Consider the following 22,475-nt stretch of genomic DNA (forward strand, 5'->3'; position numbering starts at 1 on the left):
CAGTTCAATTCTTTTTCACGGGCTCTTTCAGAAAACCCCTTTTCGCAAACTGCGTTTTCACGTGCGGCCCCCAGCCCGTGATTTTGCCGTGCAAGGTCGCTTTCCCTTTGCGGACAAGCTTTTTGAACTCTTCCACGGAATCCGTGTCGGCTTGGGCGTAGGCCCTGCCGAACTCTTCCGGAAAGTGGGCGTCGCTGCCGGCCGTCATGGCAAGGCCATGCTTTTTTGCGAATGCCTGCGCCATTTCATTGAAGGATTGCGAGTGGACGCGCGAATTAAAGCCCTCTATGGCATCGATTTTCCGCGTTATTTGCTCCAAATAAGCTGTTTTGAAGGGTTTGCGCAACCCGTCGAACGGGTGGGAAACCGAAATGAGCGCATCCTGGCTTTTCAGCTCGTCCAAAACCCCGAAAAGCTGGTTGGATTTGACGGGTTCGAGCATGAACGAAGCGAGGATTTCGCCAAGAAAGGTTTTGCCCTCGAAAACCATTATTTCCTCGCCGGGCACGGCGGCAACGCCAAGCTTTTTGGCGTGCTCCGCAATGCTTTTCCACGCATCACAGCAGTCGTGGTCGGAAATTGCGAAGGCAATGCCCTTTTCCTTTGCCAATTCGACAAGCCGCTTTTCGTGCGTGCCGGCGTCAGGCGAATAGCGTGAATGCACGTGGAAGTCAAGCTTCATGCGAAAACCAAGTATAAAAGAAACAGAAAAAAAATATAAATGAAGCCGCAAGGGGTTTCCACAGGGGTTTCTGCAAAGCCTTATTTCCTGGCCTTTTTCGCCGGCTTCTTTTTAGGTTCTTTCTGCGTGGCTTCAGGTTCGGAAACCGGTTCTTCCGCCTTGGGCTTTGAAACCGGGGTCATGAAATAAATTCCGACTACACCCAAAACAACAAGCACAAGCAGGCCTATGAGAATCGCGGATTCGCCTGAAAACAGGCCTGACAGGCTGGACACGCCGCTCTTGTTCTCGTCTTCAGAGGAAAATCGTTCCCTGGCCGAACCCGGCACGGAATAATTCCTTGTGAAATTGCCGTCGCTTGTAACTATCCGCACTGGAATGTTGACGTCCGCCGCATCCGTTCCGGATGGAAGGGAAACGCGCATGTTCGAAGTGAAAACCGAGTCAGGCCCCACTATTGCAGGGGCATTGGCGTCAAAGTCGAAGTTTGCGTCAAAGCCGACTGCGCTGAGGCCGAAAACCGTTATGGCATCATTGGAGTCGTTCTGGAAGCTGACTTCGACGACTATTTCGCTGAGCCTTAAGCCCACATCGGCGCCGTTTTCCTCACGTTCATCCGCGCCTGACCCAAGCACATAAAGGCCGCCGGAAACATTGAAATCAGCCGACTTCCTGGCGGTAAAGCCGCTGTCGGAAGAAACAACGATCGCAGTGGAATAATTGCCGGGCCTTGTCTCGAAAGGCGGTGCCACGTAAACGAAAACGCTCTGCGATTTGAGCGGCAAAATTTCAAATGAGTCGGGAATGAAATAAACCCAGTCCGGCCCCCTCACAGAAACATTGACGCTCTGCGCCTTGGAGCCGAGATTCTTCACGATAACAGGATAGACGTTCTTTTCCTTTGCCTCGACCGAAGCCTTGTCCGGAACCCTTGAAAAGTCCACGTCCAGCTCAAGGCAGTTTTCAACGCTTACTCCAAGCCGTTCCTGAACGACAACACCGTCAGCTTCCGCCTTGAAGACAACGATTTTATTGCCTTTAACTTCCTGGCCCAAATCAAGGGAAACCGCAACTTCTTTCTGCGAATTGCTTGAAAGCGCAAATGTTTCCGGGTTGACTGTTGCTGCAATGCCTGAAACGCTTGCCTTGACATTCAGGTTTTGCGAGCCGTTGTTTGAAACCCTGAACCTCAATTCGCCGGGATTTCCGAGGCAGAAGCTTGACTGCGGTGAAACAGCCTCCGCTTTCAGGGAAAGGCAGTTTTCAAGCGCAATCGGCAAAGTGAAAATCTGGCTTGACGCGAACCTGGATGAAACAGCCTCGACTTTAAGGTCATAGCTGCCTTCGGCCTCGCCTGACGGGCTGAATTTGAGGGAAACGCTTTTGCTTTCGCCCGGAGCCAGGGAAAAAGGCGCATTGTCAACGCTCACCCAGCCAGGAGAAAGAACCCTGACCTTCACTTCGTCGGTCTTGGAGGAAACATTCCTTACAACAATCGTTTTCCCGGATTCCTTGTCATTGCATGCCGCAATCTTTCCGCCGGAAAGCGCCTGGCTGAAATCGATTGCGGTGGGCTGCGAGCCGACAATGTTGTAAAAGCCGAAAACGCTGGCCTGGATCGAGGATTCCCTGATCCTCGTGCTGACCATGAACTGCTTTTCGCCAATGCTTTCAGTGCAGGGCGCCTGGACCGAAAACTGCAGGGTCTTTGTTTCGCCCTGCTTCAACAGGAACGAGCTGGAGCTCAGGGAAAACCAGGACAAAGGCTGGCCTTCAACCAAAAATTCAATGAACTCGTCTTTTCCGGAATTGTTCGAAACTTCCGCAGAGTATTCCTTTCTTTCGCATTTTTCGGCATCCTGCCGGCCGGGTGAAAGGTTCAGGGAAATTCCGGCTTCCTCGAGAACCCGCACAGTGACGGTCTTTGAAACAGACTCCGTGCCCTTCACGGAAAGGGTTATGGCGTAGGCTCCTGCCTTGGTCTTGCAGCTTTGGGGGTGGACAAACGAGTACAATGTTTTTCCCTGCCCCGCGGCAAGCCTGACTTGCAACGGATTCGAGCCGATCCATTGGCCGTTGGAATTGACCCAGTTGGCATAAGGCCCTTCAGCATAAACCGCAAAAGTCTGCGCCGAAGAAGAATCATTTATCAGGTCCCATTCAACCGCTGCCGGCCTTGAACAGCTGGCTTCAAGGGAAAAGTTGCCGGTCAATTGCACTGCCTGTGCCTGCGAAAAAAGATTTAAGACAAAAAAGGAAAAAAAGAGAAAAGAAAAAGCTTTTTTCGGATAAGACAAAAAAATCACCTTTTGACCCAGACCTGCATTTCATCCCTGCCGGGCGACAAGGCGCCCGCCAGAAGAACAATCAATACTATCAGGGCAAGCAAAACTATTAAACCAATTACTGCATCCCTGCCCAAAGTGAAAAAGCCCGAAAAGGGGCCGTTTTGGCCGCCATTTCCGCCATTTTGGGCCGAAACAGCTTGTTCAACGTACAAAGTGAACGGTTTCGAGAAATTGAATTCCCTGTTCTTGACAAGCAATGTCCCATTGTAAGTGCCGGGCTTCACGTCCGATGAAACGCGCAAAACCGCTTCAACGTTTTTCGACTGGCCGGGCAGAACATCCACGGTGCCTGCAACCAGGGTTACGCCGTCAGGAAAGCCGATGAGCCTTGTTGAAACGCCTTCAACGGTTTCCTGGCGCGAGTTCCTGAAAGAAAACACCAACTTCTGCTCTTCGCCCTGCTTCAGCCTTGCCTGGCCGGGATAAGACGAAAGGGAAAAGCCTTCAGCGGACTCCGCGGATTCCACTACGACAAATGAAATGCTTGAAACAAACTCGTCCGCGCCAGTGACGCGCAAAGTGAGGCTTCTCCTGCCGAGTTCAGCGTCTGCAAGCGCAGAAACGCTGATGAACACGTCCCTTGACTCGTGCGCCCTCACGGTGAAACTCTGCGACAAAGTGTCAACTGAAATATCCCTGTACGGGTTTGAAATGCGCAGGTTGTAGCGCTCGTCGAAATCGCCGTCATTGGAAACGCGCAAGGTAAACACCCCATTCGTTTCACGCGCAATCCCGATGTCGTTTCCGAGCAGTTCGAACGCAGAATCGTGCACGCCCCTGACATTGACGCAGGTCGTGCGCTTCTGCTTGTAGTCGCCGGACCAGGCGAACAATGCTATGTCATGCGCCCCCGTCTTGTCTGATTTCCTTGCGACAACATTCAGGTCGAAAACCCTTGTCTCCTTGGCCGGCAAAAACACGGGTTCGGAAAGCCCGACCACAAGGCCGGATTCCGTTGCAAGGTCCACTGTCTGACTGGAATCTGACAGGCTTTCAAGCGAAAAACGGATTATCGCAGATTTGCCTTTCTGGACGGAAAAGCAGCCGGGCGACAATGAAAGATTGAATTTGGGGTTGGAGGCGACTGCGCAGTCAACCGCCCTGAAATAAACGCGTTTCTTGACCCTCAAAGAGCCGGAGTCAGCGAAAACATCGACAAAGTATTCGCCCTCGCTGATTGCGGAAGGCAAAGCCGCTTCGACTGTGACAAACCTTTCCTCGTTCGGGCCGAGCAAAAGCGATTTCGGCGAAACAACCGGCACGAAAAGCGAGCTGTCAGCGCTCAAATCGATTGACGCGAAAGAGCCAGACGTGTTCCGCACCAAAACGCTCAATTCGGCATTGTCGCCGAGGCAGACGTTCCTGTTGAAAGTGACAAGCTCAATCGAATTGCCCGTGCTTTCAACTTTCAATGAAAGGATTGCCCTGGACTCTCCGAAGTTGTGCCTGCCTACAACCTCGAAATCGTAAGTGCCTTGGGCGGCGTCAAGCGAAGTCGCAGTGACAGTGACTGTCGTCTGCTCGCCTGCATTGAGGCAGAAGCTTTCATTTGAAGCCGAAAACCTGAAAACCGGGCTGTAAGGCGAGACTGAAATCGTGATGCACGCCTGCGTGTCGGAATTGTTCTTGACAACATAGCCGAGGCCGAGCGAATCCCTTGAGCCGATTGAAGCCTGCCTGAAAGAAGGCTCGATTGAAACCCTCTGCTGGGAAAAGTTGAAGGAATCCGGAACGAAAACGCTTTTTTCGCCGGATGCAACGGAAACATTGCCTGCTCTGTCGACTGCCGCAACTTTGTAATAATATGTCGAGTTCCTGTCAACCGTGAAATCAGTGAAGGCGGTTGAGAAAACATTCGTTTTTGAAACGCGCGCAGCGCCAGTGTCAGAAATCGTGCTTGTGTCTTTGTACAAAATATAATGGTCAATTCCTGCCGTTTCGTCAAAGGCGGCGCTCCAGTAAAGCGAAACCTTTCCGTTGTCCGCATAAGCGGAAAAACCGTTCACTGCATTCGGCTGGACAAGGTCGATTGTGAAAGCCCAGCTCGAATTGTCGGAATTGCCGGCTGTGTCGGCGGAATAAACGGTTACATTGACAACCTGCTTGTCAGCGAAAGCAACCGTCGGAGTAAAAATGATGGTCCCCGCATTCCATGAAACATGCGAATCGCCGATTGCGTAATCGGTTCCCTCGACATTGATTCTGGTCTGGCCAGTGTTAATGTTCGAATCAGAGGTTATCCTGACCGAAACCTGCTGAAGCGCGTTGTTTGAATAGGCGTCAGCGACAGGCTGCCTGTCAAGGAAGTATGGCGCGGCAAACGCGGCGGAGCAGAACAAAAGCACGAAAACTATTCCGAGAATCCAGGCAAACCGTTTCATAATTTCACCTTGTCCAAAAACCAAATTTTCATCCTGTCCAAAAACCATTTTTTTCATCCGCTAAACCATTTATCCGTTTCCACGCCGTTTCATGCGACTCTGTTGGTGAACCTCGCAATGAAAGCGATAAGCAGCACTGCCGCTATGAGCACAAGCGCGAGGTTGACTGCAAGGTCTGAATCAGCCGTGAAAGCCGTGCCAAGCGAAAAAAGGCCGCTTGCAGGGCCCTGGCTGGCGGAACCGGAATCATTGGCTGTGACGGGCTTGCTGCCCGACACTGAAACCGTTCCGGAATCCTTTTCCTTGACTGCAATTGTTACGGGCACAACCTTTTTTTCGCCGCCGAGCCAGACCTCAAGCGAGGCGCTCTGGTAGGTGTTTTCAAGGCCGGGTGCGGGGTAAACGCGCAAAGTGAATTGCGCTGAACTCTGCGCTTTCACGGATTTCGGCGCGCCGATAACACTATAATTGAAGGGGGAGAAAAAGTTGGCTTCAAGGCCTTTTTCAGAAAAAGAGTCGTTGAAAACCTTTACGGAAACGTCCCGGGACTCGTTGAAAAGGGTAATCGAGCCGGGAACATTGACTGAAAATGCGAAAGCCGCGGATGCAAGGCAGACAAAGAAGAGCAGTGCAAGAAGCTTTTTCGCGAACAAAAAAAAACACCCGGTTAACTGGTTAACAATGCCCAGTTATTGCTATTATAACAATTAGGCCGCCGAAGTTTTTAAAGGTATCGTTTTAACGTAAATCAGTTATTAGCCGGTTTCGTCCGGCTGGTCCGACGACGGGTACTCTTCGCAAACCAATGGTTTGCGATGCGCCCAGAATCTTTGGATTCTGGTGCGTCGCTGCGCTCAGTACCCATCTGCCTAAATGTAATCCTGACCCACCCCACTAATGCAGATTGTAAAGGTGGTGACCTGCCAGTTAAGGCAATGATGCCAGTTGGCTTGTTTTTTGGCTTGAGCCAGGCAAGCCACCTTTGCCATCCTGCCTGAGCAAAGCCTTCAGCAAATCGGATTTAGAGACAATGCCGACAATCTGGCCTTTGCTTGAAACCAGGACTGCCGGAGAGTGGTCCAAAAGCGTGTTGATGATGTTGACGGGCGTGGACCCCAAAACCAGGGGCAGGGATTCCGCCATGACATCAGAAACTTTCAGCCTGCCAAGGTCGGCATTGCCAAGGTTGCCGAGCTTTGCAAGAACGCCTTTTTCCGAAATCGTGCCGATGCTTCTCCCGTCCAGAAGGACGGGCAGTTGCGACAGCGCCTTTGACTCCATGAGCCTGATCGCGTCCTTCACTTTTCCATCCGGCCCCACGAAAACGATTTTCTTTGTCATTACGTCCGCGGCCGACAAGGCATTCTTCGACTGCAGCTGTTCAAGGGAATCGAAAATGCGCTTTACCTTGTCATAGCTGGGCACAATCTGCCCCGATTCAAGCTTTGCCACAAGGCTCTGCGAAACATTTGCAAGCAAAGCAAGCCCTGACTGCGTGAGGCCGAGCTGCCTGCGCTTCATCTTTATCTCTGAAAGGGTGGGAAGCATAACCTACTCTGCGGGCAAAAGGCTTTTATTCCAATCCGAATAATCGCGGCAAAAAAAATTATTAAAATAGGCGGACAATTTCTTTATGACACTGGTTTATAATAATTAACCGGCATAATCGATGCGAAAATAATGCATGTTTGCTGACGCAATAAATTTCCATGGAGCGATTTTATGGCCGCAAAAAAATTCCTTTTCACGAGCGAATCCGTAACTGAAGGGCACCCCGACAAGATCTGCGACAGGGTTTCCGACGCATTCCTTGACGAGGCGCTGAGGCAGGACCCGAAGGCACGGGTTGCAGTTGAAACCCTCACGACAACCGGCCTCATCCTCATCGCAGGCGAGGTTTCAACCAAAGGCTACGTCGACACGCAGAAAATCGTCAGGGAAGCACTGCGCGACATAGGGTATACCAACCCCGAATACGGCATTGACGCAAGCGACTGCTGTGTCCTTACGGCAATCCACGAGCAGAGCGGAAACATTGCAGTCGGAGTCAACGACCGCGACGAAAAAGGCATGGAAAAAGAACAGGGCGCGGGCGACCAGGGCCTGATGTTCGGATATGCCTGCAACGAAACTCCCGAACTGATGCCCCTGCCTATCATGCTGGCGCACAGGCTTGCAATGCGCCTCGCCGAAGTGAGAAAGAAAAAAATCCTTGACTGGGTGAGGCCCGACGGCAAAACGCAGGTAACCGTGGAATACGTCGACGGCAAACCCAAAAGAATCGACGCAATCGTCATCGCAGTGCACCATTCCCCGCGCATGGAAAAGGACGGCAAATTTTCCATCGACGCCAAGGAACAGATAATGGAGCACGTCATCAAGCCCATCTGCGCAAAATGGATTGACGGGGAAACAAAAATTTTCATCAATGCGACGGGCATTTTCGAAAAAGGCGGGCCGGAAGCCGACACCGGCGTTACGGGAAGAAAAATCATTGTGGACACTTACGGCGGAATGGGCAGGCACGGCGGAGGGGCTTTTTCGGGCAAAGACCCGACAAAGGTGGACAGGAGCGGCGCCTACATGGCAAGGCACATAGCCAAAAACATCGTTGCCGCGGGATTGGCGGAAAAATGCGAAGTGCAAATCGCCTATTCCATCGGCCGCGCGGAACCGGTCTCTGTTTTCGTTGACACGCTTGGAACCGGAAGGGCTGAGGATGAAAAAATCGCAGACGCAGTGAAAAAAATTTTCCCGCTCAGGCCCGCGGAAATCATAAAATACCTGGACCTGCTCCGGCCAATCTATTCCAAAACCTCGGCTTACGGGCATTTCGGAAGAAACGACCCCGACTTCACGTGGGAAAAAACGGACAAGGCGGAAGAACTCAGAAAAGCGCTGGCGTGAAAAACCAAACTGGAACCCCCGTTATTTTGGTGGCAATGAAATTGAACCCACCAGGTCAAAACCCCGTTTGCCTTCAAGCCAACAAGAATCTGCCATTTCCAACCAAAAAAAATAGTAATTCAACTAATTTTTTTCCCGCAGGAGCGGAAAGCGTGAACGACACGGGATTGGACCTGTAAACCCTGTTGTCTTTCACGCCGACAACCCAGTAAGAATAAGTTCCTTTGCGGACAAACCCGCGGTATCGTGGAGTCTGTTTTACGCCGAGGCTCACTTTAAATTATTTTTTGTCCAAAATTGTTGCATGCTCGAAGACTTCATCGAATCAAACCAATTGCAGGCGCATTTCTCGGCAACCCCGGAAGGGCCGAAAATAAAGTGCGGGGTCGCGAACTCCGGAAACTCCACAATAATCGTCATCAGTCTCAAACCCAAGGCTGTTTCGCTTGAACGCCTGCGCGAAATCGCAGACGACAAAAAACTCGAATGGGCAGTCGGCAAGGAAGTCGAGCAGATAACCGGTTACGGGGAAGGCCTTGTGCCGCCAATCTCGGTTTACGGCGCAGCGGTTTTCATCGATGCCGAAATAATGAGGCTTGACATCGTTTCATGCCAGGTCGCGGAAGAGCTGTTCCTCAACATTTCGCCCAAAGAAATAGCCGAAGCGAACATTGAAAACGACGTTGCCGAAATAGAAATCTGAAACTTTCCGAATGCCTCTTCGTTCATCGCCTTAAACCGGCAAAAATTTAAAAAGCCGTGCCGGGACAATACCATTAAATCCGCCCTTAAGCGAAGTATATTTGCAGGCGAATCAAAATGAAAGGCGTTTTTCTTGTCAAATCCGTGGAAAAGGACATTGTCCAAAACAAGGGCGTCCGGGCATTCATCCTTGAACGCATTCTTAACGACCCCGAAATAAAAAAGGGCAACGCAACAAACCTTGGGGACGGCAGAACCGTCGAAGTCAGCCTTGAGGGCAGTCCGCGGGCGGTGAGGAAGTTCATCGAAAGGCTGAAAATGGAAATAACAAACGAATTCGGAAACCCTGCAATAACATTCACGGAATTCGAGGAAAACGAAGACATTGAAATTCCAAGCCTGCATAGGTCAAGCCAGGCACTTGTCCTGAACCAGTTGCAGAAAGGAATCAACGTGCAATTCAAAATACTCGAATCGCAGTCAAAGCTTTTGGAATCGCAGTCAAAACTCATTGAATCGCAAACAAAAATGGCGGACTCGCAGGCAAAAATACAGGGTTCGCAGTCGGAAATTGCGGGCTCACTCAAAACACTTCCGAAAGACATTGCAAGGGAACTGAAGGCGGGCGGTTTCTAGCCTGGCCGAAATGGTTTTCCGAACCGCTGCTCTGGCCGGACAGCAGGAACTACTCAGGCAACTTTGACAGCCACATCTTCTGCCGGCACGGCAATGCCATCATCAGTGCCAATAGAGTCTGCCGCGCCTGAAACCAGTTCAAGCTGTTTCCTCAAAACTTCCTTGCCCTGCGGATCATACAGCGCAATGCCGTAACCGTCGCGGGGTTCGCCTGCCGGCAACGCAATGCCGAAAGCTGCAAAGTCATCCGGGTCATTCAAGTTGATTTCCGCGTCAGGCGAAACCGACAAGCGCGCAAAATTCAATGCAGAGGGTCTGCCAATGGAAATGTTCACGGCCGAATGCAGCAAACCGTCTTCTCCGGAAATGTTTGCCACGAAAGCCGTGAGGCCATCGGCTTCGCCTTCAGGAACCGGGTTCTCGCTTGTCCTCCTCAGGGGCGGAGCCATGATTTCGGCAAGGCGCTTCATTCTCCACAAAATCACGTTTTTCTTGACTGTGTTGATGTAAAGTGCAGTGTCGTTTTCGACGCGCGGCGCAAAAACCGGCACAATCGTGTCGACGGTTTTTTTGCCGCCGGCCATATAACTGTTGCTGTTCGCGATGAGCCTGAACCATGAATAAATGCCCTTGTCCCAGGTCGCATAACCGCAATAGCCCCTGCAATTGAAAGAGCAGATTGCCGGGTTAATTCTGGAATTGTAGCGGATGTTGCCGATGCTGTGCGAACCATAAGACGAATTGCCGCACTGTGCATCGGGAGCGCCGCGGGCCCTGCCGACCCAATTCGGGTCGGTGCCATAATCGGACTCCCTCTCGAAAAACGCCAACGCTGCAGCGGCGTCAATGTTGTCAGCTGGAATTGCAGGGTTTAAGTAGTTGCCCCATTTTATGAACGATGCGCCGGTTCCCTGCGCCGGAGAACCATTTTCTTTCAGAACCGAGTCGATGAATGTGCTGGTAACGCACTGCTTGGGCGAACCGCTCATTTGAATCCGCAGTTCGCCTGACGCGCTTGTCTGGTCGACGACGCCGCAATCGCCGCCAAGCACTATGTCGCCGGAAATGAAAACGTCGTTGATTGTAAGCCTGCCGGCCTTTATCTGCGAAGGATTTGTTTTTGAATTCGCGAAAAGCCGCAGGTAAAGCATGTACTCAAAACCGGAAACAATCATCCAATTTTTCTCGCCGGCATCCCGGTAATAGCCGCCCTCGCCGCCATTCAATGCCGACCGCAGCTCAATCAGGTACATTGGCCCGAACGCTTCCTTTACTTCGGCTTTCCTGTCCTTTTCGCGGGGGTTAGCCAGATTGTATTGTTTGACGTCTTCAATCAGGCCGGCATTGACCAGGAAATCCTTTATTTCATATTTTCCTGCGGAACCATTGCCAAGCCTGACAACAATGTGCTTTGACAGTTTTTTCGGCCGGGGCTGCTGGCCGGCAATGAGATCGTCAGACAGGAATTCAACAGCCAAATCGAAAGAGCCCCTCGTATCAGAATCGAAGCGGACATTTGAAACAATGATCTTGAACGGGATTTTCCTGTCGGCCTTGTCAAGCTTGAATTTCCAGACAATCTCGCTTGTGCCCCTTGCCCAGCCGTTGAAGGAAAACCTTCCGACAGGCTGTACCTGGTCCGTGCGGATGGAAAGCCTGGCGGAGGCAAAACCCGCGAACAATGACAGGAAAAGCACGAAAAAAACGAAAAGCGAAAATGCGCGCATAAAAAAAACAACAATAACACTTTTGGCGTTCGGAATATTTAAGCATTATCACGCGCGGATTCAGCCGAAAGCCGAAGCGATTTTGCGAAGCGCCTGCGCAAAAATTTCAATTTCCTCGTTTGAATTGTAAAAGTAAAAACTTGCCCTCGCCAGGCCGTCCCTGTTGAATTTCGAGACAAGCGGCTCCGCGCAGTGCATTCCGCTCCGGATTGCGACATTCGCTGTTTCATCCAATGACAATGCAACGTCATGGCAGTTCATTCCCGGAATGTCGAAAAGGACGATGCTGCCCTGCTTTTCAGCGTCCAGCGGGTTGAAGAATTTTATTCCCTTGATGCCTGAGAGCTTTTCAAACGCAAGCTTTGTCAGCTTTTTTCCATGCGCCCGGATGTTTTCCAGTCCTGCTTTGCGGATGTAATCGGCGGCCTCGCCGAAGCCGATGCCTTCCGCAATCGCGGGAGTGCCGGCCTCGAACTTGTATGGAAGCTTGTTCCACGTCGCGGAATGCTCCTGCACCGAAAAAATCATGTCGCCGCCGAAAAGGAACGGTTCCTGTTTTTCCAGCAGTTCCTTTTTCGCGTACAATGCTCCAACTCCGGTGGGACCGCACATTTTGTGCGAGGAAAAGGCGAGGAAATCGGCGTTGATTTTTTTCACGTCGACCGGCATGTGGGGCACGGATTGCGCGGCGTCAACCAAAAACAATGCGTTTGCGTCATGGCACACTTTTCCCATTTCCCTGACCGGATTGATTGTCGCGACCGTGTTTGATGCATGCGTCACGGAAACCAGCCTCGTGCGCGCGGACATTTTTTCCTGCAAATCAGCCATATCGATTTCAAAATTTCCGGTGAGCTTCGCTATTTTCAATTTGATCCCGTGCTTTCTTTCAAGGAACTGCCACGGCACGATGTTGCTGTGGTGCTCCATTCCCGAAATGACGATTTCGTCGCCCTGCCGGAAATAGCCGCTGTTCAAAAGCGAATACATCACAAGGTTCATGGACTCGGTTGCATTGCGCGTGAAAACTATTTCGCCGGGCTTCGCATTGACGAGCCTTTCGACTTTCGAATGCGCTTCCCCGTACAGGCGCGATGATTCCCCGCTCAGATGGTGCACTCCGCGGTGGATGTTCGCGGTGCAGTCCTCGTAATAATGGCGCATGGCCTCAAGTACCGGCCTCGGCTTGAGGGAAGTGGCTGCATTGTCAAAATAGATTATTTGTTTGCCGTTCACGCTTTTTTCAAGCAGGGGAAAATCTTTGGCGAGGGCTTCCAACGACATGCAAACCAAAGAAAAGTTGTAAGAAAAAGAATTTATAATTAGGGCGCCGGTTCAGCCCGGCTCGAAAACGCTGTCCTTGAACTTTTTGTCGATTTTTGCAAGGCAGTGCGGAACGTTCTTGCAGTCTTCCTCGCCGAACGTGACGGTGACAGATGCCATGTCAGTCCTCGGGCTCCCGTCGCTTGTGCTGCCGAACTGGCACGCAACGAACTTGTGCTGTTCATTGAGGCCCATTTCGGAAACAGGCCTGCCGTCAATGGAAAACACGGGCCAGAAATAAGCCGCAGTCCTGTTGCCGAGCGAAAATTCCGACAACCCTTCCCTTGAAAAAATCTGGGTCTTGCCGGTTGAAACCGCGCCGTTGTCGCCGGAAACTACAAATGATGCGTTCGAGAAAGTTATGGATTGCGTGGCAAACACTTCAACCTGCACCACTTCAGCTTCGGAGGAACTCGGAGTGGTTGCCGACGGAACCTGCTGCGTTGAACCTGCGGATGTGCCGGTTCCGCCGCCAACAATGCTTGCCTGCTGAGGCGCCTGGTTCCAGCCCTGCCTGACTCCCTGCACAAAAGACGAAACCGCGTTGACCGCACCGATTACAACGCCTTTGACTGCCGAGCCAAGCCATGCGCCAAATCTTCCGGTCGCCCTGCCGGCCGAGCCTGCGACATTTGAAACCGTGACATCCTGCTGCAGTCCTGCAACCAAAACCTTGGCCGGGCCGATGGCAACAGTGAATTTGGAAACGCCGCCAAGCAATGCCTCACTGTAAGCCGGGCCTGCCAATGGCGCGGCATTCGCGGTCGCAAGAATGCCGGTGTCGGCGCCCGCCGCCGCAAAGTCCTTTTTCACGTTGTCCGCTTCATCGCCTGAAACGGTTTCAGTGAACAGATTAGGGTCCAGCCCGGTGTTCGAGGCATCGGGTTTCTTTTTCACAGTATCGTTGTTTTTCGCGTCAATCAAATACCTTGCAACCGCGGCCGGATTCTTGTAGTAATACGTGACATACTTGTAATCCACGCTGTCCGTCTTCTGCTCAGATGTTTTTATCTGGTCGATTTTTTTCTGCCCGTTCTCCTCGTAAGCCGATCCGTCTGCAAGGGCGCCGGAAACGTCTGCCGGGTGCGCATAGGAAATGGGCGTTTTTTTGTCGCCGGCAATTCTCAAAACCTGCCTGGGATAAACCGCGGTTATTTCATAAGCCGCATTTGCCGGGACGGCCGCGCCGCTTCCGCCAGCGCCCGTGCCTTCAGCTGTGCCGCCGGCGCTTGACGGCTCAACGCTTGAAATGTAGTCCTCGCGGATTTTCGAGCGGATGTCCGAGCAAATCTTCGTGGAATCCGCGGTTGCGTCGGCAACAGACAAATAAAGCTCCTTGTCGGTGTCGGCGCCGTCCAATTTCAAAAAGAATGGTGCAAGCGTTTCAAGCCTCGCATCCTTCCACTCCTTTGTGCCGGCAAGATTTCTTGCCCCGACCTTGAAGGAGTCCCCTGACTGGACTATGATCTGGTCAAAAACCAGGTTGCCGTTAAGCTGTGTCGGATACTCTATCGTGCCTTCGGGGGTAAGCCTGAACGTCACAAAGCCCCATGGGTCGGCGTCATCATCCGACGGTATTACACTGCAATTGCTTGAACTCCACTTTGTTCCGGCACCGATTTTGCCTGCATCCATGCCAACACAATAAGTGTAAATGCCGGGCTGAGGCGCCTGAACGCTTGACATCCCATCGAAAATATTGCGGATGTTCGCAGAACAGCCGTGCGTCACTGCAGTGCCATTTTTCAGGCCGGTTTCAATTTTGCCCCACAGCATCTGCTTCCAGTCGTTCGGCCCGAGATTCAGGAAAAAGCCCTCGCTTGCAATGACCGGCCTGGAAACGCCGTTGTCCGTCAAAACCCTTGCATCGGCATAGCCCTGGTAATCGTCCTTTATTATGTCCTGCTCGGAATCCGGCGTGAAAATCTTGTTCGCCCTTTCATCCTCCCTGAAGCAGGTGCTGCCGTCAATGCTGGGCTGGGCGGCGCGCCACAAAAAGATTTTTGCCGGAAGCTTTGCCTTTACCTCGCTTTCAAAGCCCGTTGAAGGCCTGACGGCAAAGGCAATCGTCCGCTGGTCCGCGCGCTTTGTCGCCCTGACGTCAATGACATTGTGCCCAAACGGGGCGCCGGCGGCATCCCTCAATTCCGGGTCGAACTTTCCGGTAAAAACGCCCGGCGAAAACGCCCTCTTGCCTCCCGAACTAACATCACAATAGCATACATCCGTTCCGGAGCAGGCCCAGCCGTAAGCCTTTTTCTCTTCCTTGCCCCAGACAACATTCCAGTTTTCGCCCGGCGAAGAGGAAGCGCATTTTGCATCCGTGCCCGAACCGTTCCAGGCACCGCATTGGCCGGAACAGGTCAGTTTTGGCGCGGGCGCAACCGAACGCGAAGAAGAACCGGAAGACCTTGAACCGCCGCGCTTTGTAACAGTCCTGGCAGAGCCGGAAGAATCAGGCTTCGGCGCAGGAGCCACGGCAGGAGAAGCCCCAGCAACGGTAAAAGCGGTGGGCGTTATATTCACTATTTGAACAGGGGCGGGGGGAGTTGTAGCACGCGGGATTGCGGATGGAGCCGGCGGTGCCTGTCCTTGGACAAAAATGAAAACCGCGGAAAATGCTGCGAGCGCAAGCAAAAGCGCCAAAAAGTGTTTTCGATTGAAGCCGGACAAACGCGACATTCCAACGCACTCCGCAAAAACCTTTCCACACCAAAGCCGATAAAAACCAAATTAACTGATTAATGCAATAAGACTATTAGCGATTTTCTGTATAAAAATGTTTTCCCTGCAAATCAAATCCATCCCGAAGACTTACCCTGGCATGATCCTGAAGTGCCGGACTTTGTGCACTCAAATGATACCCAGAACCCGCCACCGCCATCATATAATGTCTCCAACTCGAAATAGCCGGTCCACGCCCTCGCACTGTAATACCTCCAAAAATATCCTTTAGGAAGCCCCGACGCAGTATACCGTGCAACAACCCCGCCTTGAAGCTCCGGCGTAAGACTGCCCGGATACTCGGCAACCTTGGTCCGCGCACGGGTTCCATTGGAATTCTGCACCAAAAAAAGCGTTGCCGACGTGATTGTTTTGCCCGGCGCCTCCAGGGAAGGCAAGAGAACCAGGAAAGAATTCGCGGGCGGCGCAGAAGGGGCAGGACCCGGCGAAGGAGAAGGGCCCGGAGCAGGACCGGGGGAAGGCGCTGGCGCGGTTCCGCCAAGACCGGCATCAACCATTGCTTTGGCCGCGCCGTCTTTGGTCCCATACCGGACATATTCAATGTTTGCAATCAAGGTTTCGCCAAGACCGGCAGTGCCGGCACGGTAATTTGCAGCCAAGATCCGAACGGTCAGGACAATGGTGTCATTCGGATAATCGGGGCTTATGAAACTGAAAGGCGCTGAACGCGTTGTCTGGACATATTTTGGGCCAGCACTGGTTGGATACGGAATCCTGCCGGTAACAGGGTCCATCTGCGCTTTCAACCGGCTTGCAATGACACCCACATCATCGCCCATTTCAAGCCAGGCGAACCGTTCCATTGGCGCGTTAGAACCGGAAAGCGTTGGTGCAGGCGCCTGCTTGAAAGTAGTCAGTATGCGCGGGTCGCGGTAATGCGTGTCCAATCCCAAGTCGAAGCCTTTGACATTCACTTTCGGCGTCCAAGTCCCGTAAACGCCAATATCAATGCCGCCCTTTCCGCCATCGGGATGAGAACCAAGACAAAATGACAGGTAAAGCTCGCCATCATTGGCCTGGGGGGCGCCCCTATAGCGGTCGGCGCATCCGGGAAGTATTCCTGCAACCACGATTTGGCTTCGTTTGATTTCAGTTGTTTGGGCAAATGCGGCGGAAGCGAACAAAACAGTGGCGAAAACCAAAACCGCAATCTTTTTTGTTTGCCCGGCCATTCCACACACTTTGAAATTATTGTTGCTTGTTGTTTTATGCGTTTTCATCCGCGCACAATTCCTTCAAATCCGCGGCGTTTGCATGCACGACAATGAAAGAATCCTCCGCATTTTCAACCAGGACAAAATCCGCGCCGAAAACCGTTTTTTTCGCCTCATCCGGAAACGACTTGTTGAATTCCGAAATTTTTTCCGAAAAGGTTTCGGCTTTGTCCAAAAAAACCGCGAACGCCAAGTCAAGTTCCACGAAATCCGAAAGCCTTCCGCAGGCGGAAACATCTTCCGGCTTTGAATCCATGAAAGCCTTCAGCACAGCCGCCTTTGCGCGCGCATCCTTTTTGGTTTCAAGATAGTCAACAAGCAGAAGGTTTAATTCCTTGAACTGCGCAAAGCCATTGCTGTTGCCGCTGGCCGCGGAAAGCTCGGCCCTCAAACCCGAAAACCGGTCGGGCAAAATGTTTTCCGCGGCTTCCGGCCCGGCCGGCGAAACCTTTCCAATGTCAACGCCGTATTTGAGCCAGACGCCCTTGATTGCGTTGTAATCGCTTCCGGCATTCTGCACGAAAAAGACTGCAAGCAGGGCAAGCGCAATCACAAGCAAAATTCCGGCCAAGAATATTTTGCGCAAGACAAAAACCTCCAAACAAAATGCCAGTAAAAACTATTATTGAATTCCAATATAAAAATCTGCCTTGAACGCCGGAAACGCCAAACATCATTTTGCCGTGCCCGGCTTTGGCGAAGGCAGGCAGTCGCCGACCGGATTGCAGCCGCCGCGCTCGTTGCCGGATGAAAAGCATTCGAAACTGCAGGCATAGCCTGAACCATCATCAAAAGTCGTGGCGACCGAAAATACTCCGGTGGACATTTCAGCGAGGTAATAGCGCCAAAAAATGCTCGTAACTTTTTTGTCGCGCTGCCTGTAGACGCCGCCGGCGGTGTCAAGCAGGCGCTCTGTGAGGCTTGAAAAATTCACAAGGCTTTCGCCCTGTTTTTTAAAAACCGCGACCGGCTCGACAATCGTCCTTCCTTGAGGTTCCGGAACAGGGAGGTAAATCAAAAAATTGGCCGGCACGGACGGGTGCCTTGTTGCTGCACCGCCGGCAGGCGGAGTCGTGGAAGAACCTCCAGATGGTGCCGGCGCAGTTCCGCCGCCGGGGGGAGCAGGCGCGGGAGCAGGCGTAGTGCCGCCATTGTTTTTCTCCGCTTCTTTCATTTCATCAAGAATCTTTTTCGCTTCAGCCGCTGCTTCGGGGGAAACTTCGCCGCAAGGCCATTGCCCTAAAAAACTCGTTTTTGGGTCTATTTCAAGGTCGTCAAAGCTTATGCGCCCTGCCTTTCCCCTGCTCAGGTAAAGGTCCAATGTGACAATGCCATTGTACCTTGACTTGAACTTCAAAACATGGCTCTCATCGGCTTTTATGTTAACATTCCCCAGGCTGCCGCGTGAAACTATCGTGAAATTTATTTTGTTGCTTCCGGGAGTTTCAGGCAGCAATGTGGCATCATCCTTCCAAGACCTGCCGTCCGACTGCCTTGCTTCTGTGACAACGATTGTGGCGCTTCCGGAAGCGCCTTGCCTTGGAATGTTAAGGGTTCCTTTTTGGGTATGAATCCGGTAAATTGAGCTTATGCCCACAACGCTTGTTCCGCCGCCTGAAACGCCCGGGCACAAAACCAGATAGTCTTTTGTGTGAAGCACCGGCGCAGGCGTCGAACCCGTGGCGCCGACCGCGCGCAATCCAAGGTAAGCAAAAAAAGCATACACTCCGCCAACTGCGGTTATGCCTGCAAGTTTTACGCCAACAGGGATAAGCTTAGCCTTCCAAAGAAGCCTTATTGGTGCCCAGAACCATCGGGCCGTGCCGGCTATTGCCCTGCCTGCAAACCCTAAAGCTCCGCCCGCGGCTGTTTTGGCGGCAGCGCCCGCGCCGGCCGCGGTAACGCTGGCCGCTGGAAGCGCCCACCACAAAACCAATGCCAAAACAATTGTCCCGATTATTCCGACGGTCCAGTTCCTGCCGGAATAATTCCTGATCCAGCCTTTCACGTTTTTCACGGTGTTCGGGCTTGAACCCTGCGTGTCGCCTTCAACGGTCGCAAAGGCGAAGTCCGCGGACAAAAGAATGAAAATCACGAACAGGCAGTAGAAAAAAGCCCTGCAAAAAAATTTTTTTGCTGCCATTCAGCCAGCCTCCGCAATGGCTTTTTCTTCCTCGCAACCGGCCTTCAGCCATGAAAGCATTTCTTCCAAATCCGAAACCCTCTGGCCGTCAACCGGCCACAAAACATCGCTGTTTGAAATGTTGCCAAGCCCGGAATAAACCGCAGGATAGTTTGATTCCAATGACACCATGCCCGCTTCAAGTTTTTGCGACGAGGACAGAGCGCTTTTTGCGTTTGAAACGGTTTGTTCAAGCAAAGGAATGCTGGGGCACAATTCCACGGACTCATAAGCGGAATCATATGCTGCTTCAAATTCCAGCGAAGACGCGACAAACTTTCCAGTGTCCTGCCCCGCGTCAACCGCGCTTGCGGCAACCTTTGCCGCTTCTGCCCATCGGCCCCGGTTGGTTGACGCAAAACCCTCAAGCCTTTTTTTCAAGGCAGATGCTTCGGCATCATCCAAAAGCATTGCGGATTCCACAACCAAGCCTGATGCAGGGCTTACGCCAGCATCGGAAAGAATTGCCTGAAACTTCTGTTCCGCGGACATTGGCTTCGTTGGCGGCAGGAAAAAAAAGTATAATCCCAAAAGCAATGCTATGACCGCGATGCCAACCAAGGCTTTTACAAGAAAACCCATCTGCTCAGCCTATTAATCTACCGCTTTCGAAAGAACGCCTTGAGTACGTGCCTGACAAGAAAGCGCGCCATCTGGGTTGGCACAATTAAAGGTGGCACCGGAATAAACCGCGCCATTGGAATATAATGCCCCAAGCTTCCAGCCGCCCAGCGGCACTGACACAGTGTATTGATAGAATTTCTGGCCGCCAAACGTGAAAATCTTTGCCCTGCCGCTCGCATCAGTCCTCGCAAATTTGTCGGTCTCCACAATAGGCGTGTCATCCGAATTGCGAATCCTCAAAACATCAACCGTTACACTGCCGCCTGGCGCAGGCACATAAACGTAAGCAGGGTAAATCGGTTGACCGCTAGTCTGCTGCAAGGCCGGCGCGGCGGGCGCTGGCGTGGAACCGCCGGACCCCGGTGCATTGCCTGCCGGCGGAGCAGAAGCCCCGGCATTCTGGGCTTTGGCAATTGCTGCCCCTGCCTGAGTCTTAAGCGCTTCAGAAATCGCAGAACACGGATTTTGCCCCGAAATTGTCGAACCCTGAGCCAAAAGGAGGTCATTCCAGCGTATCCCGCCTTTTGCCTGCGAAGCGTTCAGCACAATGGTTATTTCGCCGTTCAAATTAGAAACATATTTGAGAGTAGCCGGATTGTTTTTCAGATTGCTTATATATCCGTGCACGCCACCCCTTGATTCCGCCCACGTTGCAATGGTGAAGCTTACGGGTTGCGTTCCAATCGAAGTCCACCGCGCATCAGCACCCGCTTCCTGAACTTCAATATTCGCGGTAACTGGCGCATTTGTGTTGAACGTCCAATCACGATAAGAAGGCATGACCACTTGCCGGGCAATTATCTTATAGAATCCGGATTGGCCTTTCCCGTCTTCGGAAGGTGAAAAAGGGCAAATGTTTGCAAAGCCGTTTGCGACAAAGGCTTGGTCCCCCGTGGGCCTTGCACCATAACGATAACCCAAAAAACCCAAAGCGCCGACTAAACCGGATCCAACAAGTCTGCCGATAACAGCCTTTGCGGTCAGTCCGGCTGCCCCTTTAGCAAGACCGCTTGCCAGCCAGCCGCCGGGAATAAAAACACCAACAAGGACAGATACGCCAGTAACACCCCACGCAACGTACCTTTCACCCTGATTTATCGTCCAGCCCGTCACGTTTGCAGTGTGCGCGTTATCAGGGTAGGTCACGCCTTTTATCGTGGCAAACGCGTAGGAAGAACTCAACAGGATGAAAGCGGAAAAAAGGACCAAAAAGTTTGTGAAGCGCATTTTCATAATAATTCACGTTGCATAGTTTTTTTATTCTTGATTGGCGTCAAAGTTAACTTCCGGGTTTTCGCAGTCGGCTTTGAGGCCCGCATTGAAAGTTTCGGATTCCGAAATCGTTTCCTGCGTCGGCGCAACAAGCCCGTCGCCCTCGGCCAAAATCTTCACTGAAGAAAGAACATTCGGATAATTCTTTTCAAGCGATTTTATTTTCGATTCAAAAACGGTTTTTGACTGCGCCAGCTTTTTTGAAACATCAACAAAGCTTTGCAACGAATCCATGCCGGGGCACAGGTCGGGCCAGTCCGACATTCCTGTAAAAAGCGCGGCGCGCCCGTTCGACGAATTGATGAAAACCGCGTAATTTTCTGAATAGTCCACCAAAGATGAAAGTGCGGAGCCCATTTCCTTCCATCCCCCGCTTTGCCCGGCCGAAAATTCTTCCAAATCAGCTTTCAATGCCAGGCGCTTTGAAGATTCAAGCACCATGGTTTTGTCGGCAAGGTAATCGGATTCCGCGTTTACGCCGTATTTGGCGTAAACCGATTTGAGTTCAGTGAAAGCGCCTGCAGGACCGGAAAAAAACAGCACGTATCCCGCGGCCAAAACCGCCAAGACAACGATTGCAACCAAAAATTTGTTCGCCATTTTCCCGCCGTTTTGCTTTTCGTTAATTACATTGGTTTGCAAGTATAAAAATATTCGTTTTTTCAGGGCACGCGCCTTTGCATTCTAATCGGTTTTTTTTTGCCCCACAAGCCTTTCACTATTGCCTGCCTTCCGCGCACAGCCGAAACCCTTGGCGTCAAAACGGTCCTGCCGGCGGTGCGCACGGCGCCAGTAATTGCCCTTCCGGTTCCCCTTGCAAGCCTTCTTCCAAAACCCGGACCGGATGGCGCGGCTCTGACTGTTCCAGGCAAATCAACGTATCTTCCCCGGATTCCATTCATCCGCGCGTCAACTCCTGCAAGCGCCCGCCTGAAAGCTGACATGTGCTTTGGAGCGTAAGACCTTGGGCCTCTTTGTGCGATTCGTTCGCGTTGTGCGCGCAACGCATTGTAGGCTCTTGCATCCCTTGGACTCATTGTCAGGCCATGCTGCGTGCCAACGTAATGCGAGCCGGAAAACTGCCTTGCCGGATTCTCGGCCGCCTTGCCTTGCTCGCCGCGCTCGCCCTGCAGGCCTTGGGGACCGGGTTCGCCTTGCACGCCCTGCAAGCCCTGCAAACCTTGTTCACCACGCTCACCCTGCAGGCCAGGCAAGCCGCCACCGCCTCCACCGCCAGCAGGCGCAGGACCTGGAGCAGGACCACCACCAGCAGGAGGGCTTGACGCCGGAGCAGGCGGCATAACGGGTGGCACTGGTGCCGGAGCAGGAGGAACAGGAGTCGGAGTTGGCGCAGGCGCTGGCGTGCGCGCGGCCCGTGCAGCCAAGGCAGCTTGCCTTTTCTCACGCCAAACAGGCCTTCGCCCCTTAAGCCCAAAAACCGGGCCGACCGGCGTCTTGGACAAAGCCCAGTCAACCGGCGCGGTTACAACCTTGGCGCCAAGCTTAGCAGTTTTCCACACCGCACCAAGAATGCCCAAAAAAAACCACCAAACCTATTTTTGCTACACGGGCCTCTAGACGCCCCCACTATCTTGTTCGCGTTCCAGTTGAGCCTTTAATGTATCCCTGCGTTGCCGCAAATCTGCAAGCGCGGCTTTAGCAGCATCTACGTTCGCAGGCAAAACAGACAACTGCTCATCCAAGCGCTGCTTAGTGCCCGGAATTGCCTCCA

The 22,475-nt window shown here is 52.4% G+C and carries 19 protein-coding genes; 3 read left to right on the forward strand and 16 right to left on the reverse strand.

The window, feature by feature from the left end; all coding sequences use genetic code 11:
* Positions 1-4 precede the first annotated feature (4 nt).
* From HY394_04400 to HY394_04420, 5 genes are all read right to left on the reverse strand, one after another.
* Entirely contained in the window at positions 5-682 is a 678-nt protein-coding gene (locus tag HY394_04400) for a PHP domain-containing protein (GenBank protein ID MBI4053252.1), read from the reverse strand.
* An 80-nt stretch (positions 683-762) separates the two neighbouring features.
* Complete coding sequence (locus HY394_04405) at positions 763-2,901, reverse strand: hypothetical protein (protein ID MBI4053253.1); 2,139 nt, start codon at positions 2,899-2,901, stop codon at positions 763-765.
* An 83-nt stretch (positions 2,902-2,984) separates the two neighbouring features.
* Positions 2,985-5,411: a hypothetical protein gene (locus HY394_04410; GenBank protein MBI4053254.1), complete on the reverse strand. Its 2,427-nt coding sequence runs from the start codon at positions 5,409-5,411 to the stop codon at positions 2,985-2,987.
* 89 nt (positions 5,412-5,500) lie between these two features.
* Complete coding sequence (locus tag HY394_04415; protein ID MBI4053255.1) at positions 5,501-6,064, reverse strand: hypothetical protein; 564 nt, start codon at positions 6,062-6,064, stop codon at positions 5,501-5,503.
* A gap of 274 nt (positions 6,065-6,338) precedes the next feature.
* The gene (locus HY394_04420; protein ID MBI4053256.1) at positions 6,339-6,959 is read right to left on the reverse strand and encodes a CBS domain-containing protein; all 621 of its coding nucleotides are present in this window, start codon (positions 6,957-6,959) and stop codon (positions 6,339-6,341) included.
* Between the two features lie 174 nt (positions 6,960-7,133).
* Between HY394_04420 and HY394_04425 the strand changes: the two genes are divergently transcribed.
* On the forward strand, positions 7,134-8,318 hold the full coding sequence (locus HY394_04425) for a methionine adenosyltransferase (GenBank protein ID MBI4053257.1): 1,185 nt from the start codon (positions 7,134-7,136) through the stop codon (positions 8,316-8,318).
* 73 nt (positions 8,319-8,391) lie between these two features.
* Here HY394_04425 and HY394_04430 read toward each other — a convergent pair whose 3' ends face one another.
* Entirely contained in the window at positions 8,392-8,592 is a 201-nt protein-coding gene (locus HY394_04430; GenBank protein ID MBI4053258.1) for a hypothetical protein, read from the reverse strand.
* Positions 8,593-8,622: 30 nt separating this feature from the next.
* On the opposite strand from HY394_04430, the gene HY394_04435 reads away from it, so the two are divergent.
* Together HY394_04435 and HY394_04440 are read left to right on the forward strand one after the other, a co-directional pair.
* On the forward strand, positions 8,623-9,021 hold the full coding sequence (locus HY394_04435) for a hypothetical protein (GenBank protein MBI4053259.1): 399 nt from the start codon (positions 8,623-8,625) through the stop codon (positions 9,019-9,021).
* A gap of 116 nt (positions 9,022-9,137) precedes the next feature.
* The gene (locus tag HY394_04440; GenBank protein MBI4053260.1) at positions 9,138-9,656 is read left to right on the forward strand and encodes a hypothetical protein; all 519 of its coding nucleotides are present in this window, start codon (positions 9,138-9,140) and stop codon (positions 9,654-9,656) included.
* 53 nt (positions 9,657-9,709) lie between these two features.
* On the opposite strand, the gene HY394_04445 is transcribed toward HY394_04440, so the two are convergent.
* From HY394_04445 to HY394_04490, 10 genes are all read right to left on the reverse strand, one after another.
* Positions 9,710-11,383 (reverse strand): hypothetical protein, encoded by a 1,674-nt coding sequence (locus HY394_04445; GenBank protein MBI4053261.1) that lies wholly within the window; start codon positions 11,381-11,383, stop codon positions 9,710-9,712.
* Positions 11,384-11,443: 60 nt separating this feature from the next.
* Positions 11,444-12,667, reverse strand: coding sequence for a cysteine desulfurase (locus tag HY394_04450; protein MBI4053262.1), 1,224 nt, complete (start codon positions 12,665-12,667; stop codon positions 11,444-11,446).
* Between the two features lie 51 nt (positions 12,668-12,718).
* Entirely contained in the window at positions 12,719-15,184 is a 2,466-nt protein-coding gene (locus tag HY394_04455; protein ID MBI4053263.1) for a hypothetical protein, read from the reverse strand.
* A 317-nt stretch (positions 15,185-15,501) separates the two neighbouring features.
* Positions 15,502-16,623, reverse strand: coding sequence for a hypothetical protein (locus tag HY394_04460; protein MBI4053264.1), 1,122 nt, complete (start codon positions 16,621-16,623; stop codon positions 15,502-15,504).
* A 34-nt stretch (positions 16,624-16,657) separates the two neighbouring features.
* Positions 16,658-17,251: a hypothetical protein gene (locus HY394_04465; GenBank protein ID MBI4053265.1), complete on the reverse strand. Its 594-nt coding sequence runs from the start codon at positions 17,249-17,251 to the stop codon at positions 16,658-16,660.
* Between the two features lie 87 nt (positions 17,252-17,338).
* Entirely contained in the window at positions 17,339-18,808 is a 1,470-nt protein-coding gene (locus tag HY394_04470; protein ID MBI4053266.1) for a hypothetical protein, read from the reverse strand.
* The gene (locus tag HY394_04475) at positions 18,809-19,429 is read right to left on the reverse strand and encodes a hypothetical protein (GenBank protein ID MBI4053267.1); all 621 of its coding nucleotides are present in this window, start codon (positions 19,427-19,429) and stop codon (positions 18,809-18,811) included.
* 12 nt (positions 19,430-19,441) lie between these two features.
* A complete protein-coding gene (locus HY394_04480; protein MBI4053268.1) occupies positions 19,442-20,680 on the reverse strand; it encodes a hypothetical protein in 1,239 nt (412 codons plus the stop codon).
* A gap of 48 nt (positions 20,681-20,728) precedes the next feature.
* Positions 20,729-21,343: a hypothetical protein gene (locus HY394_04485; GenBank protein MBI4053269.1), complete on the reverse strand. Its 615-nt coding sequence runs from the start codon at positions 21,341-21,343 to the stop codon at positions 20,729-20,731.
* A 62-nt stretch (positions 21,344-21,405) separates the two neighbouring features.
* The gene (locus tag HY394_04490; GenBank protein ID MBI4053270.1) at positions 21,406-21,921 is read right to left on the reverse strand and encodes a hypothetical protein; all 516 of its coding nucleotides are present in this window, start codon (positions 21,919-21,921) and stop codon (positions 21,406-21,408) included.
* Between the last annotated feature and the right edge of the window lie 554 nt (positions 21,922-22,475).

It is taken from the genome of Candidatus Diapherotrites archaeon (genome assembly GCA_016205145.1).
In the GTDB taxonomy this organism is placed as follows: Archaea; Iainarchaeota; Iainarchaeia; order Iainarchaeales; family JACQJH01; genus JACQJH01.